At 71.5% G+C, this 14104-nt stretch carries 20 protein-coding genes, 1 tRNA gene, 1 other RNA gene and 1 pseudogene; 16 read left to right on the forward strand and 7 right to left on the reverse strand.

All coding sequences use genetic code 11. The features are described 5' to 3' along the window. The 14 genes from LPA54_RS02765 (at position 1) to LPA54_RS02830 (ending at position 4547) form a co-directional block, all read left to right on the forward strand. Complete coding sequence (locus LPA54_RS02765; protein WP_228973442.1) at positions 1–606, forward strand: hypothetical protein; 606 nt, start codon at positions 1–3, stop codon at positions 604–606. Next, complete coding sequence (locus tag LPA54_RS02770) at positions 606–797, forward strand: hypothetical protein (RefSeq protein ID WP_228973443.1); 192 nt, start codon at positions 606–608, stop codon at positions 795–797. Before LPA54_RS02765 ends, LPA54_RS02770 begins: the two co-directional genes overlap by 1 nt. 140 nt (positions 798–937) lie before the next feature. Further along, complete coding sequence (locus LPA54_RS02775; RefSeq protein WP_228973444.1) at positions 938–1192, forward strand: hypothetical protein; 255 nt, start codon at positions 938–940, stop codon at positions 1190–1192. Further along, an RNA gene (locus LPA54_RS02780) (hammerhead ribozyme type II) lies at positions 1191–1255 on the forward strand. Before LPA54_RS02775 ends, LPA54_RS02780 begins: the two co-directional genes overlap by 2 nt. A 13-nt stretch (positions 1256–1268) precedes the next feature. Continuing rightward, positions 1269–1436, forward strand: a complete 168-nt coding sequence (locus tag LPA54_RS02785) for a hypothetical protein (protein ID WP_228973445.1) — start codon at positions 1269–1271, stop codon at positions 1434–1436. 108 nt (positions 1437–1544) lie between these two features. Next, positions 1545–1748 carry a hypothetical protein gene (locus tag LPA54_RS02790; protein WP_228973446.1) on the forward strand — a complete coding sequence of 68 codons (204 nt, stop codon included), beginning with the start codon at positions 1545–1547 and terminating at the stop codon, positions 1746–1748. A 76-nt stretch (positions 1749–1824) separates the two neighbouring features. After that, positions 1825–2007 carry a hypothetical protein gene (locus LPA54_RS02795; protein ID WP_228973447.1) on the forward strand — a complete coding sequence of 61 codons (183 nt, stop codon included), beginning with the start codon at positions 1825–1827 and terminating at the stop codon, positions 2005–2007. A 16-nt stretch (positions 2008–2023) separates the two neighbouring features. Continuing rightward, positions 2024–2206 (forward strand): hypothetical protein, encoded by a 183-nt coding sequence (locus tag LPA54_RS02800; RefSeq protein WP_228973448.1) that lies wholly within the window; start codon positions 2024–2026, stop codon positions 2204–2206. Beyond that, complete coding sequence (locus LPA54_RS02805) at positions 2191–2343, forward strand: hypothetical protein (protein ID WP_228973449.1); 153 nt, start codon at positions 2191–2193, stop codon at positions 2341–2343. The genes LPA54_RS02800 and LPA54_RS02805 overlap by 16 nt, the downstream gene beginning before the upstream one ends. Before the next feature lie 89 nt (positions 2344–2432). Further along, positions 2433–2648, forward strand: coding sequence for a hypothetical protein (locus LPA54_RS02810; RefSeq protein ID WP_228973450.1), 216 nt, complete (start codon positions 2433–2435; stop codon positions 2646–2648). Further along, positions 2636–2809 carry a hypothetical protein gene (locus LPA54_RS02815; protein ID WP_228973451.1) on the forward strand — a complete coding sequence of 58 codons (174 nt, stop codon included), beginning with the start codon at positions 2636–2638 and terminating at the stop codon, positions 2807–2809. The genes LPA54_RS02810 and LPA54_RS02815 overlap by 13 nt, the downstream gene beginning before the upstream one ends. 93 nt (positions 2810–2902) lie before the next feature. Next, entirely contained in the window at positions 2903–3625 is a 723-nt protein-coding gene (locus LPA54_RS02820) for a hypothetical protein (protein ID WP_228973452.1), read from the forward strand. Positions 3626–3710: 85 nt separating this feature from the next. After that, complete coding sequence (locus LPA54_RS02825) at positions 3711–4373, forward strand: DUF2637 domain-containing protein (RefSeq protein ID WP_228973453.1); 663 nt, start codon at positions 3711–3713, stop codon at positions 4371–4373. A gap of 9 nt (positions 4374–4382) precedes the next feature. After that, positions 4383–4547 (forward strand): hypothetical protein, encoded by a 165-nt coding sequence (locus LPA54_RS02830; RefSeq protein ID WP_228973454.1) that lies wholly within the window; start codon positions 4383–4385, stop codon positions 4545–4547. 461 nt (positions 4548–5008) lie between these two features. Here the strand turns inward: LPA54_RS02830 and LPA54_RS02835 are convergent, their stop codons facing one another. From LPA54_RS02835 to LPA54_RS02850, 5 genes are all read right to left on the reverse strand, one after another. Then, positions 5009–5428 (reverse strand): hypothetical protein, encoded by a 420-nt coding sequence (locus tag LPA54_RS02835; protein WP_228973455.1) that lies wholly within the window; start codon positions 5426–5428, stop codon positions 5009–5011. A gap of 86 nt (positions 5429–5514) precedes the next feature. Beyond that, complete coding sequence (locus LPA54_RS42180) at positions 5515–5637, reverse strand: hypothetical protein (protein ID WP_267486666.1); 123 nt, start codon at positions 5635–5637, stop codon at positions 5515–5517. An 83-nt stretch (positions 5638–5720) separates the two neighbouring features. Beyond that, positions 5721–5791, reverse strand: a tRNA-OTHER gene (locus LPA54_RS02840). Between the two features lie 69 nt (positions 5792–5860). Then, on the reverse strand, positions 5861–6085 hold the full coding sequence (locus tag LPA54_RS02845) for a hypothetical protein (protein WP_228973456.1): 225 nt from the start codon (positions 6083–6085) through the stop codon (positions 5861–5863). Positions 6086–6390: 305 nt separating this feature from the next. Beyond that, positions 6391–7590, reverse strand: coding sequence for a helix-turn-helix domain-containing protein (locus LPA54_RS02850; RefSeq protein WP_228973457.1), 1200 nt, complete (start codon positions 7588–7590; stop codon positions 6391–6393). Positions 7591–7730: 140 nt separating this feature from the next. Here LPA54_RS02850 and LPA54_RS02855 point away from each other — a divergent pair. Further along, positions 7731–8561, forward strand: a pseudogene (locus LPA54_RS02855) (TIGR03560 family F420-dependent LLM class oxidoreductase); the annotation flags it as partial. 68 nt (positions 8562–8629) lie between these two features. Here LPA54_RS02855 and LPA54_RS02860 read toward each other — a convergent pair. Further along, positions 8630–11206, reverse strand: coding sequence for a polynucleotide kinase-phosphatase (locus LPA54_RS02860; protein ID WP_228973458.1), 2577 nt, complete (start codon positions 11204–11206; stop codon positions 8630–8632). Beyond that, positions 11203–12729: a 3' terminal RNA ribose 2'-O-methyltransferase Hen1 gene (locus LPA54_RS02865; protein ID WP_228973459.1), complete on the reverse strand. Its 1527-nt coding sequence runs from the start codon at positions 12727–12729 to the stop codon at positions 11203–11205. The genes LPA54_RS02860 and LPA54_RS02865 overlap by 4 nt, the downstream gene beginning before the upstream one ends. Positions 12730–13136: 407 nt before the next feature. Here LPA54_RS02865 and LPA54_RS02870 point away from each other — a divergent pair, with 407 nt between their 5' ends. Next, the gene (locus LPA54_RS02870; protein WP_228973460.1) at positions 13137–13865 is read left to right on the forward strand and encodes a Crp/Fnr family transcriptional regulator; all 729 of its coding nucleotides are present in this window, start codon (positions 13137–13139) and stop codon (positions 13863–13865) included. Positions 13866–14104: the final 239 nt, after the last annotated feature.

Here is a 14104-nt window from a genome sequence, read left to right on the forward strand (position 1 = left end):
ATGTCCAAGCACACGGCAACTTGCAAGTACGACGCGGGCGACACGATCGCTGCGAACGTGGCCAACCATGACGTGCGTCTTCTGGTGCGGTCCACGTCCGACGAAACGGCACACATCTACCTCAGCCCCGCCGACGCCCGGGACTTCGCCCGCGGCATCCTTGTGGTGGCCGACGAGGTGGAGGGGAGGGGGCAGAAGACCGGCGAAGAGCGCACCACGACGAGCCCCATGTCCGTCAACATCGGCGACCGGCTCCGCGTCACGCGCGACTGCCTGGAGTCCGCGGCCGTCCGTGTTGGTGACGTGGTGACCGTAACGGGTCGCTACGGAAGTGCGTTCCACACCGATGACGCCGAGCACCCGGGCATGGCGCGGTGGCACTTCAGCACCGCCAACCTGGGTGACGGTCTGGAGTTCGTAGACGACCCGGAGTCGTCGGAAGCGGCGCCGAACCCTGCGTCGGGCCCCACCGCGGACGAGCCCGTCCCGGACGTCCTCGCCTCCCGACTCGAAGCCCTCCGCGCCGCCCGCGAGTTCGCCGGCCCGCGCGCGGACAGTGACTCCGTCCTGGAGTACGCGCGGTATCTGACGGGCGAGTACCTCTGATGCAGGTCAGTCGGGGGAGGGGGCGCGTCATCCTGAGCGCCACCCTCCCCGGCACGGCCGGTGAGTTCACCGACGAGCTCACCCCCGCGGAAGCGCGTTCCCTCGCCCGCCGCCTGACGTCCGTCGCGCGGGACGTGGAGCGCCAGGTCCCCACGGCCGGCGACGGGTGGGAGCTGGCGGAGCTGAAGTAGGGCGGCGCCCCGGCTCCGTGAGTCGACTCACGGAGCTTCGCACAGGGTGTTGTGGTGGCCACCATGGCTGTGCCATCATGAAGTCACGCAAGCGACTCGCGTCAGGTGCCTCATGTGGGCGCCCCAGAGGAGGGAACGAAATGAACGCTCTCGTTCGCGAACTGATCAACGAAGTCGGAACCGACGAGTGCATCGCGGCTCTTGAGCCGGAGTTCACGGAGGACGAGGAGCGCATCCTCGCAGCGACGGCGCCGCAGACCGCCAAGATGAATCTCGGACAGCTCCAGGGCTACCGCGACGCCTACGCCCCGAGCAGCCTCTACGGCCGTACCCGTCAGGATGAGCTCTGCTATGAGGCGATCCGGCGCGAGCTTGCCCGTCGCGACAACAGCTAGCCGAAACGCCCTTCGGGGCGTCGCGCGGGACTGGCCGCCCCGCCCCTGATGAGGCAGGCCGTAGGAGGAGAGACCCATGACGGTCAAGACGATGAAGCGCACGTTCCTCCGTACCCACCGGTTCGGCATCGTGCGGCAGATGGACGAGAAGCGGTCCCGCGGTGCGGAGCGCAACGTCCGGAGTCCCCAGGGACGGGAGCTGCTCGCGTCGAACATGATCTATCGCAAGCGCTACGTGAAGTAGGTCAGTCCGCCCCGCATAGGTAAGCCCACCGGCACCCCAGCCGGCGGACGCGCGGTTCGAATCCGCGGCGGGGCACTGCCTCCCAGACGTGGAGGTGAAGGAGGAGAGATGGCAAAGCGGCCGATGTCCGACGAGGCGCGGTTCATCATCATGCGATGCGTCTACCAGTGCTTGGCGTGTTGGGTTGCCTGCGCGGCATCGGTGGTGTGGATGTTCAAGGAGCAGACGCCGTTGGCGCTGAGCCTTTACGTCGCCGCGTGGGTGTTCTCGATCATCGCCTACGCAACCACGCTCAAGCCCCAGGCGAAGTGATCCACCGGCTCCGGGACCGTCAAGCGGTACGGCCGTCATAGGCCACCCGGAGCACTCGGAAACCACAGGAGGGAACATGACGTCGCAGGAACTCCTTCGTGCCCAGCGAGCTGGCGCGGAGATCCTCCACAACGGCGCACCCGTGCACTACCGGCCCCGTGGCAAGGGGGACCGAACGCCCTGGGTCTTCTTCGAGGGACGGGAGGAAGTGCGCTACCCGGCGAGCGGCTGCCAGGCGGTCGCGCCCCGAACGACGTAGGTAGACAGGACGACCGGTGACCATCCACTACGTCGCCTACACAGCCCTCTTCGGCCGCTCCGGCGTCGCCCGCGTGTACTCTCCGCGCGATCTCCCGACGTGGTGGGAGTGCGCGGCCGTCATCCCCGGATTCATCCGCGGTGAGCTCCTGCAGCAGGAGCCGCCACCCACCCAGGAGGACCCATGCGCCAGACCCTGAAGTTCGCCCGCGCCGCGACCCGCCGGAACGGGACGCGCACCACCGCCGGCAGGACGGACGTCCACGTCGACGTCCGCCGGACCTTCCCCACCGACCCGGAGGCGAAGTTCACCGTCCGCGCCGGCGCGTGCTGCTGACGCCGCACAGACCCGGGACCGTGAAGCGGTACGAGCGTCATAGCTCACCCGGGTCACGCAAGTGTCCATCGCAAGCGAAGGGATACGCCATGGAGAAGACGAAGATCACCGTGGAGGCCCGCTACATCCGGCGGGGCGACACCTTCGAGCGCCACCGCCGGACGTGGACGGCGACGCAGGACGCGTACCGGCGTGGGCCCTGGGGGAGCGTGGAGGTGGTCACGGAGCGCGGCGTCGTCTGGTTCTCCAACCAGGAGGAGCCCATCGTCGTGACCCGCGGGGAGGGCCCGGCATGTACCGCCTGACGTACGAGGACGGCACGCACCGCGTCGTCAGCCGGCTGGCCCTGAGCCGCTTCCTCCGTCTGGCTGCCGCACTCGGCAGCGGGCAGACCCCCGTCCGCCGCGGATGGGTGGTGACGCTGCCCGGCGGGTCGCTCGTCGCGGTGATCAAGGAAGCTCCGTGAGTCGACTCACGGAGACTGACACAGGGTGTTGTGGTGGCCACCATGGCTGTGCCATCATGAAGTCACGCAAGCGACTCACACAAAGGAGGCGTCATGGCATCGGCGGCCACCGTCAGTAGGGTTCTGGGGCAGCAGTTCGACCGAAGCAAGTCGCAGGCATCCCGGGTGCGCGGCTACTCCACCAGCAGCGCCGGCTTCCAGGTGAAGGCGTCGCCGACGGACGCCGGTACGGTCCTGGTGGAGTACATCCCCGGCGCCTTCGCGCATCACCTCGACGCGGAGACCCGCAAGGAGCGGGCGGACCGGATGCTGTCGGCCTACGCGGAGGTGTTGGGGAAGCGTTGGACGGTGCGCCGCCACCCCAGTTACCGCAACGTCCTGGTGGTGACCGACAAGGAGGTCGTCCAGCCCGTGGAGGTCGCCGCGCCGGCGCCGGAGGGGTTCGCGCAGGGTCAAGCGGTCATCGTCCAGCACCCCGGCCGGTCGCCGTTCACGGGCACCGTGGCCCACATCCACACCGCGCCGGGGTACGTGGCCGTGCGCGACGACCGCAGGAACGTGGTCAACCACCCCACGCGTTTCGTGTCCGCCGCCGAGACGGAGGAGGAGCCGGAGGAGTTCGAGCGCTGCGAGCCCGTCATGGGCGGCAAGGTCCACACCCTCATGCCGGGCGCCCCCGAGGGGCACGCGTTCCCGCAGTGCCGGACCGGCGGCAGTGCGAACCGCGGAACCAGGTACCGCGTCGTTACCGCTCCGCTGACGTGCTCCACCTGCCTCGCCTACGAGGAGCGCCGGGCGGCGCACGCCCGCAGGTAGTCACTCCACCGGGCCCCTGCGAATAGCGGACGCAGGGGCCCACCCATCGCACGAACCTTTCACACACATGCACACAGGAGTCACCTTGCGCACACTGATCAGACGCGCCCGGACCGTCGACCCCATTCTGATTCAAGCCGTCCTGGCTGCCGCCCTCTCTTTCGCGCACATCCACGACGTGGCGGCGTCGGCCGGCCAGGGAGGGTGGAAAGCTTGGGCGTACCCGGTGAGCGTCGACCTCCTCATGATCATGGCGTGGAAGCGGATGCGGACGCCTGACGTCCCGCATTTCGGCGCATGGTGCTGGTTCCTCCTCTCCCTCGCTGCGTCTCTCGCGGCTAACATCGCCACCTCCGGCGTGATGGACTTGTCGCACCCGCCGTCTGCGCTCCGCGTGATCGTCGCGGGCTGGCCGGGAGTTGCGTTTCTCGGTGGCATGATGCTCGCGCACACCCGGACCGCGACGGAGCTGCGTGAGGACCACACGGAGAAGTCGCAGGAGGTCGCTGGAGAGCCTGCGGGAGAGGCGGTGGAGGAAGTGGACGACGAGCCCGTGAGCGTCCCAGAGAAGCCCGTTCTTGTGTCGTACCGCGAGGCCGCGGAAGATCTCGGCGTGGCGGAAGGCACGGTGCGCACGTGGGCGTTCAACGAGCTCGTGACGAAGTACCCGGGTCCGACCGGTAATAGCGTCCGGGTCGACCTGAGAGAGTGCAAGCGCGTCCAGAGCCGGCGCCTGGCCGGGGTGTGAGGAGAGGTAATGGAGGAGCGCAAAGCGTGGTTCGTCATCGCCCCGGGGATCTCCGCGGAGTACGAGTTCGACGACTACGAGTGGTACGAGGCATCGGAGACGCAGGGCAGCGTGTACGGGCGTGCCACCGGTCAGGTGCGCGTCGACCTGGCGCAGGCGGAGAGGGACTTTTAGCCGTGAACGTCTATATCACCTACGCCGACGGCCGCCACGAGGCCGTGAGCTACGCCGAGCCCGGATTCTTCGGCTCCCTCCTCGCTGCCCGCCGCGAGGGGAGGGACCGTTGATGCAGTGCAAGGACATCCCCGACGCCGTGTTCCTCGATGCCGTTCGAGCCGCCCCCGCAAATGTCGCCGGATGGCGCACTCGATTCGATGTTCACGAGCGGCTGGAGGAGGCGCTCGATGTGGAGATTCCCCTCAACCTCCTCATGGCGAAGGCACGTCGCCTTGAGGCGCGTGGACTGCTGGGCGGGTGCACCTGTGGGTGCCGGGGCGATTGGCACCCGTCGGACGAGTGCGGGGATTCGGTGTACTGCTGCCCGCCCCGTAGCTAGCCTGCTTGACTAGGAGCGTCGCAGCACACCCAAGAGCCCCCGTCGGATCACCCGGCGGGGGCTCTTTGCGTTTCCCGGCTCAGCGCAGACCTTCCGGGCAGGCGTACGTCGGCCGCCACGGGTTCGGGCACGCGACGAGGTGGACGGCGTAAAAGGTCGTTCCGCGGTGGCCCCACCAGCCGCCCACGACGTCCGCCCCAGCTTCGAGCGTCTCGCGGGCGCTGTCCAGGGAGGCTGCGATCGTCTCGTCCGCCTTGGCGTGGTCACCATCGAACGCCTCCCGGTAGAGGAGGATTTGCTCGTGGTACCACTCCAGCGCCGGCGCGATGTCCTTGAACGTGGCCTTGACCATGCTGCGGCTCTTCAGCAACCAGTTAGCCGGCTCGATGGGGACGACTGCAATGGCGGCAAAGCCCTGGCCCGCCGGTCGACGCTGTGAGTCCTGGCCGTACTCGGACCCCGACCCCACCCACATGTAGCCGTGGTGGTGCACTGACATTGCACTCCTCTCACCGGGAAGCACCGCGCAGGGGCGACCTCGTGGAGGAGGCCGCCCCGCTTCACGCGTGCGTGGAGACTATCGCGCTACTGGCGCCCGCACCCGTCGCCGTCCCCGCAACCGCCGGACGGGTTGCCGCCCTGGCCGTCCGACTCGTCGTCGTCGCCCTGCGGGGTGACGATCCTCTTCAGCGCGTCCTTGAGCGTCATCGGCGTCCGCCTCTCTCAAGCCCCGGACACGAGACCCCCTCATGTCCGTCGTGCACTTGCAGCCCGCCTCTGACGGCGAGCAGTCCCCGTGTCCGGAGTCGAACCGGAGTCCCGGCGCGGGGGAACTGGCGCTCTACCACTGAGCTACACGGGGTGGTGGACCCGCCCCGCCCCGAGAGGCTGCCGACCTCACATCGGGACGGGACGGGGATTGTGGGGCTCGTCAGAGCCTGATCTCGCGGTGCGTGTGGGTCGTGAGCCGCACGTTGCAGTCGCTGACCGCCGACGCGTCGCCCCGTCCACGAGCGAGCTTCCTCGCCATCTCCAGGTCGGCGCAGGTCACGCACCCCTGACGCGGCTCCGGCTCCTTGTCGAGCCGGAGGGGGAGCTCGATGGGCGGCTCCGGATAGGTCCGTCGTGCGCCTGAGGCACTCGCGTGGGTCTTCATCGTCGCCTGTTCCCTTCCCGCAGCCAGCACGCCCCGGGTCGGAATCCGCTGTGGGGGTGCTGCGCGATTTCGTCGCTGCACGAGCGCACCGCCACGAGATCCCCGACCGCCCTCGCGTCCTCACGGGAGGAGCGAAGGACGGCACAGGTGGCGCACCCGTCTACGCCCGTGGGCTCTAAGGCGGAGGCGGGGGAGCGTTGTACGGGGTGCCCGTTGCTCACCGTCGTCATGCAAACGACAGTAGAGGCGTCGGCGCCCGCTGTCATTGGTAGTTCTGAGGGGTGATCAGCAGAACTACCAATGCCTCATACCGGCAGCTTCACCACGTTGGCCAGGCGCCGCATTTCCGGGGTGAGGGCGCGTCGACGATCAATGAGCCGGTCGACGATGTCGCGGGCCAGCCTCTGGTTCGGCAGCCACTCGGGGGCGCTCGCGTGGATCTCCCGCAATTTCCCTATCGTCTCGGAGTACTGACGCAAGGAGAGGTGAGCGCCGGCCACGTCGAGTCGATGCCGATTGCGGTTGCTCGTCGACGGCCTCACCGCGTACACCGGGACCTCGCCGGCCAGCCGGAGCACGAGGTCCGGCCGGTGACGAATGGACGCGTTTTCTGCGGATTTCATGGCCACCGTGGTGGGTCCGAATGTCCGCGTCACCTCCGACGGCGGTTTGTACTCCCGACCCAGTACCTCCGCCGCTCCGCGGGCAAGCCGCATTGCGTGATCCGCCTCGGTGGCTCGGTTGTCGCGGACGGACGCATTCGACACCCTCAACAGCATCCACCCCCATGCACAGAGTTCGTCCGGGGTCGCGCGAGAAATGCGACGCGGCTCCGTCTCGTCGGCCCACTGAACGGCAAGATCCCGCGCAGCGCCAAGCTGACCCGTACGGAGGAGGAGCCAGAGTTTCGTGTTGACGGTCGTCGCGAGCTCTAGGTGGTCTTCGCCCTCGTCGGTGGCCCGCTCAAGGGCCATTTCCGCGGCGTCGAATTGGCGTGTCTGCGTGAGGAGCCACGCCGTCGTTTGCAGGACGCGCATCCGGACGGCACGCCCCTCGGAGCCCAGTGCGTCGGCGTCCCGAATGACTCGGGGCATCAGCGTCGACAGCTCATCGAGCTGAAGGCGCTTGAGGTGCGGCTCCAGGTCCCTGAAAGCGCCTCTGACGCCCTCCACGGTGGGCGGACGGTCCAGTCCCTCAGCGACGATTGGAGGGTGCGTCAGGGCGGCGCGTACGGCCTTCCAGCGGTCTGTGGTTTCGGTGTCGGCGTGCTCTGGCTCCTTGGTGTCACCGAGGAGCCTCGATGTCGGCACCCGCAGCACGCGCGCTAGATCGTGCAGCGTCTCGGCGCGGGTGTCGCCGGCCCGCTCCTGCTCAAGGAGGCGGATGGTCGCGACCGATACGCCGCGGGTGCCGGGTAGCCGTTTGGTGAGGCTTGCCAGTTCGGCCTGAGTCAGGCCGCGTAGCTTCCGCAGCTCGCGTAGGCGGCTGCCAATCGTGGCGCTCATGGCAGCAGAGTACGCCCGCAGAGCCAGGCAGGGCAGGGGAAGCGGGGACGTGCCGCCGCTTAGCTGGGTGGGGTGTCTACGGTCGCGTGACGGCATTCTCGCTGGTCAGCGGTGGTAGCCGAGTAAGGTAGTAACGTGTATCCTTCTTCCGCTCCGACCACTACCTCCACATGGGTTCCGTCACCGGGCTGCCGGGGCCCACGGACGCCTGGATCACCCTCGCGGGCCTCGCCCGCGAGACCCGGCGGATCCGGCTCGGCACGCTGATGACGGCCGCGACGTTCCGGCTGCCGGGCGTCCTCGCCATCCAGGTCGCGCAGGTCGACCAGATGTCGGGCGGACGCGTCGAACTCGGCCTGGGGGCGGCCTGGTTCGAGGCCGAGCACGAGGCGTACGGCATCCCGTTCCCGAAGGAGAAGTTCGGCCGCCTGGAGGAGCAGCTCGACATCGTCACCGGCCTGTGGGGGACGCAGGTCGGCAAGACCTACGACTACGAGGGCAAGTACTACCGGCTGACCGACTCGCCGGCGCTGCCCAAGCCCGCCCAGAAGAAGGTGCCCGTCCTCGTCGGCGGTCTCGGCGCGAAGCGCACCCCGCGGCTGGCCGCGCGGTACGCGGACGAGTTCAACGTCCCGTTCGCCTCCCTCGCCGACACGGAGCGTCAGTTCGCGCGGGTCCGCGCGGCGGCGGCGGAGGCCGGCCGCCGCCCCGACGACCTGGTGTACTCCAACGCCCTGGTGGTCTGCGTGGGCAGGGACGACGCCGAGGTGGCCCGCCGGGCGGCGACCATCGGCCGCGAGGTCGACGAGCTGAAGGCCAACGGCCTCGCGGGCTCCCCCGCCGAGGTCGTCGACAAGATCGGCCGGTACGCCGCCGTGGGCGCCTCCCGCGTCTACCTCCAGGTCCTGGACCTCCACGACCTGGACCACCTGGAGCTGATCTCCTCGCAGGTCCAGTCCCAGCTGGACTGACGGCCGCGCGGGCCCCGTTCCGGCCTCGGGCGGTCGCCGGGCCCGCCGCCGGCGGCGGGCCCGGCGGGTCACAGGCGGGGGTCGACCGGTTCCGACTCCAGGGACAGGACCGCGAAGACCGCCTCGTGGACGCGCCACAGCGGCTCGTCCGCGGCCAGGCGGTCCAGCGCCTCCAGGCCGAGCGCGTACTCGCGCAGGGCGAGCGAGCGCTTGTGGCCGAGGGAGCGGGAGCGCAGGCGCCGGAGGTTGTCCGGGCGGGTGTACTCGGGGCCGTAGACGATCCTGAGGTACTCGCGCCCGCGGCACTTCACGCCCGGCTGCACCAGCCGGCCCCGGCCGTCCCGGGCGAGGGCCTCCAGCGGCTTTACGACCATGCCCTCGCCGCCCCGGCCGGTCAGCTCCAGCCACCAGTCGACGCCGGCCCGCACCGACGCCTCGTCGCCGGTGTCGACCAGCAGGCGGCGCGTGGTGCGCAGAAGGTCCGTCGGGTCCGCCTCCACGAGGCGGTCGGCCAGCGCCGACTGCTCGTCGTGCGGCAGCCCGGCCAGGCTGCGGCCCCGCGCCGCGAGCACCTGGAACGGCGCGAGCCGCACCCCGTCCAGCCCGTCGGTCGGCCAGCAGTACCGGCGGTAGGCCGTAGTGAAGGCGGCCGCGTCCTCGGACCGCCCCCGCTGCCGCTCCAGCAGCGCGGACACGTCCACGCCGCGCGCCGCGGCCGACTCCAGTGCCGCGACCGCGACCGGCAGCGCCGCCCCGGAGGCCGCGCCGACCGCCGCGTACTGCGACCGCAGCAGGCCGCCCGCCTTCAGCGACCAGGGCATCAGCTCGGCGTCCAGGAGCAGCCAGTCCGTGTCCAGCTCCTCCCACAGGCCGGCGCGGGACACCGCCGTGCGGACCCGGTCGAGCACCGCCTCCGTCGTCGCCCCGTCCGCGAAGAAGGGACGCCCGGTGCGGGTGTACAGGGAGCCGGTCGCCTCGGCGGAACCGAAGCGCCGCAGCGCCGCCTCCGCGTCGCGGCAGACCAGGACGACGGCCCGCGACCCCATGTGCTTCTCCTCGCACACCACCCGGGCCACCCCGTCGGCCGCGTACCCGGCGAACGCCTCCGCGGGGTGCTCCAGGTACCCCTCCAGGGCCGACGTGGCCGTCGGCGCCATCGTGGGCGGCAGGTACGGCAGGAGCCGGGGGTCGACGGCGAAGCGGCTCATGACCTCCAGCGCGGCCGCCGCGTTCTCCTCCCGCACGGTGACATTGCCCGCGTGGCGGGTCTCCACGACCCGCCGCCCCCGTACGTCGCCGAGGTCCAGCGGCCGGCCCTCGTGCCCGCCCGGCGCGTCGGCGGCCAGCGGCCTGGCCGGCTCGTACCAGACCTTCTCGGCCGGCACGTCGACGAGTTCCCGCTCCGGCCAGCGCAGCGCGGTCAACCGGCCGCCGAACACCGCGCCCGTGTCCAGGCAGATGGTGTTGTTGATCCACGCGGTGTCCGGGACGGGGGTGTGGCCGTACACCACGGTGGCGCGGCCCCGGTACTCCTCCGCCCACGGGTAGCGCACGGGCAGCCCGTACTCGTCGGTCTCGCCCGTCGTGTCGCCGTACAGGGCGTGCGCGCGGACCCGGCCCGACGTGCGGCCGTGGTACTTCTCCGGCAGGCCGGCGTGGCACACCACGAGCCGGCCCCCGTTCAGCACGTAGTGGCTGACGAGCCCGTCGATGAAGGCGCGCACCCGCTCGCGGAAGGCGTCGTCCTCCCGCTCCAGCTGCTCGATCGTCTCGGCCAGGCCGTGCGTCGTGCGGACCGAGCGGCCGGCCAGCCAGCGGCCGAGCTTGTTCTCGTGGTTCCCGGGCACGCACAGCGCGTCGCCGGACCCGACCATCCCCATGACGCGGCGCAGCACGCCCGGACTGTCGGGACCCCGGTCGACGAGGTCGCCGACGAAGACGGCGGTGCGCCCCTCGGGGTGGTGGCCGTCGACGTAGCCGAGCCGGGCGAGCAGCGCCTCCAGCTCGGCGCTGCACCCGTGGACGTCGCCGATGACGTCGAAGGGCCCGGTGAGGTGGCGCAGGTCGTTGTACCGCCGCTCCCGCACCACCTCGGCGGCGTCGACCTCCGCCGCGCCGCGCAGGACGTGCACCTTGCGGAAGCCCTCGCGTTCCAGGCCGCGCAGGGAGCGCCGCAGTTCCCGGCAGTGCCGGCGGACGACGTGCCGGGGCATGTCGGCCCGGTCGGCGCGGTCCGCGTTGCGCGCCGCGCACACCTCCTCCGGTACGTCCAGCACGATGGCCATCGGCAGCACGTCGTGCGCGCGGGCCAGCCGTACCAACTGGCGGCGCGCCTCGGGCTGCACGTTCGTCGCGTCGACGACGGTCAGCCGGCCGGCGGCGAGCCGCTTCCCGGCGATGTAGTGCAGCAGGTCGAACGCGTCGCCCGAGGCACTCTGGTCGTTCTCGTCGTCCGCGACCAGGCCGCGGCAGAAGTCGGAGGAGACGACCTCGGTGGGCTTGAAGTGCCGTCGGGCGAACGTCGACTTGCCGGAGCCGGTGGCGCCGACGAGCACCACGAGGGACAGGTCGGTGACGGGCAGCACGCGGCTCGGCGCGGCGGCGGGCCCGGTGGGTTCCGGGACGGCGGTGGCGGCGCTGGTCATGCGGCCTTCCCCTCCTTCTGCGCCGGGCCCGCGTCGTTCGCGCCCTCGGCGATGCTCCTGCCGCGGCTGTCGCCGTCGTCCACGGCGGCGGTGAAGACGGCCATCTGCGTCGGCGCCCCCACCTCCGGGTCGTCCGGCCCGACCGGCTCGAAGGCCACGGCGTACCCGTGCCGCTCGGCGACGCCGCCGGCCCAGGCGCGGAACTCCGCGCGGTCCCACTCGAACCGGTGGTCGCCGTGGCGCAGATGTCCGGCGGGCAGCGACTCCCAGCGGACGTTGTACTCGGCGTTCGGGGTCGTCACCACGACCGTGGCGGGCCGGGCGTCGCCGAACACGGCGTACTCCAGCGCGGGCAGCCGCGGCGGGTCCACGTGCTCGACCACCTCGCTGAGGACCGCCGCGTCGTACCCCCGCAGCCGTTCGTCGGTGTACGCGAGGGAGCCCTGCAGCAGTGTCACGCGCGCCGCCTGCCGCTCGCCCATGCGGTCCAGGCGCAGCCGGCGGGCGGCGAGGCCGAGCGCCCGTGCGGAGACGTCGACGCCGACCACCTCCGTGACGCGCGGGTCGCCCAGCAGCTCCTTGACCAACTGGCCCTGGCCGCATCCCAGGTCGAGCACCCGGCAGGCGCCCGCCCTCCGCAGCGCGGCCGTGATCGCCTCCCGGCGCAGCGCAGCCAGCGGTACGGGCCGCTCCTCGGTGTCAGTGGCCTCGTCGACGGCGTTGTCCAGGTCCTCCGCCTCGCTGTCGTCCGCCGCGGCGAGCCGGGCCAGTTCGAGGCGTTCGGTCGCCTCGCGGGTCAGGGCGTGGCGGCGGGCCAGGTAGCGGGAGACGATCAGCTGCTGCTCCGGGTGGGCGGGCAGCCATCCCTCGCCGACCCGCAGCAGCTTGTCGACCTCGTCGGGCGAGACCCAGTAGTGCTTGGCGTCGTCGAGCACCGGCAGCAGCACGTAGAGGTGGCGCAGCGCGTCCGACAGCCGCTGCTCGCCCTCCAGGACGAGCCGGACGTACCGCGAGTCGCCCCACTCGGGGAACCGCCCGTCCAGGGGCACGGGGTCGGCCGCGACCGTCCACCCGAGGGGTGCGAAGAGGCGCCGTACCAGCTCGGCGCCGCCCCGCGCGGGCAGCGCCGGGACCTCGACGCGCAGCGGCAGCGCCGCCGCGGCCAGTTCCGGGCGGGCGTCGCACCGGCCGCGGAGCGCGCTGGAGAACACGTTGCCCAGGGCGACGGCGAGGAGGGACGAGGCGGCGTACGGGCGGTCGTTGACGTACTGGGCCAGTGCCGTGTCGGGGCCCCGGTCCCGGCCGTTCCGGCCGCCCCCGGCACCACGGACGAGCGCGACCGGATCCACCTCCAGCAGCAGCGCGGCGGTGCAGCGCTCGGCCGACGCCTCGGGGTAGAGGACGTGGGCCGTGCCGTGGGAGGTGGAGAACGCCTGCGCCTTGTCCGGATGCTTGTGCAGCAGGAAGCCGAGGTCGGTCGCGGGTCGTCCGGGGACGCCGGTCGTACTGATCGTCAGGAACACCCGTCCGAGTATCCCGGCCGAGCCACCCTCCCTCCAGCGGTTTTGCGAGCCGACGGCTGAGGGGGAGGGGCGGGGGAGGGACCTCGGAAAGGGGGCGGCAACGGGCCGGAGGAGGGGCGCACAGGGGCGCACAGGGGCGCACTCGGAGAGTGCGGGGCGCATATGCGGAGCGTCCGGAGCGCGGGATGGTGGCGCGATGCGCCTGGTGTGCTTCGCCGCCGGTTGACGGGCTTGTGGCGAGCCCATAGCGTTCTTCACCCCAAAGGAGTGACGCAACGTCAGTAGCGTTGCCGGAAAAGCCACTTGGGGCGTCGTGCCGATTCGCGAGCGCGCGGTCACCGATGCGATCCAGCCGACACGCAGCCACCCGCCCCGGTGGGTGCGCGAAGAGCGGGGGAGGGGCGCGCATGAGTCTTTTCGGCCAGGACCGCTCCTTCCTCGAAGCCCTCCCCCTCCAGGACCGCCGCGCCCTCCTCGCCGAGGGCGCTCCCCGCGTCTACGAACCCGGCACGATCATGATCCGGGAACGGGACACCTCCGCCTACGTCCTCGCCCTGCTCTCCGGCTGGGCCGTCGTCTCCGTCGGTACCGAGCGCGGCACGCGCCTCATCCTCGCCCTGCGCGGCGCGGGGGAGGTCGTCGGCGACCTCGCCGCCGTCGACCGGGGGCCGCGCAGCGCCACGGTCACGGCACTCGGCAGGGTCGAGGCCGTGTCCGTCTCCGGCGACCGGTTCCGCCGCTTCCTCGCCGCCCGCCCGCACGCCACCTCACTGATCATGCGGCAGCTCAGCGCCCGGCTGCGCAGCGCCGACGTCGAGCGCCGCTCCCTCGCCTCCGAGACCGTCCTGCAGCGCCTGGCGGCCCGGCTCGCCGAACTCGCCGAACGGGCCGGACGCCCCGGCCCGGGCGGCACCGTCCTGGAGATACCCCTGCCCCAGCACGACCTGGCCGCCGCCATCGGCGCCACCCGCGAGGCGGTCGCCAAGGCCCTGCGCCAGCTCCGCGAGGGGAACGTCGTGCGGACCGGGCAACGCCAGGTCGTCGTCACCGACATGACCGTCCTGCTGCACCTCGCGCAGGGGCGCGGCCCGCGCCCCGCCCCGAGATCCGCGGAGAAATCCCCGCCGGGTGTGTAAACGGCCACATCGCCCGCGCCGGCGGGCGACGAGGCTGGCCCTGTCACCACGAACAGCACCACACGACGAACGGCACGACGCACCACCGCCGCCACGCCTCCACCCCGGCACCGCCGCGCGCCCGGGACCGGTCCCGGGGCTCGGGGCTCGGGGCCGGGCGGGGTCCGGTACGGCGGCGGCCGTCCGGGCGGCCGGCGCACCGACCGGTACGCCGCCCTCCACGAGCACGACGTTTCCAG

The organism is Streptomyces sp. DH12, from assembly GCF_020873895.1.
Taxonomy (GTDB): domain Bacteria; phylum Actinomycetota; class Actinomycetes; order Streptomycetales; family Streptomycetaceae; genus Streptomyces.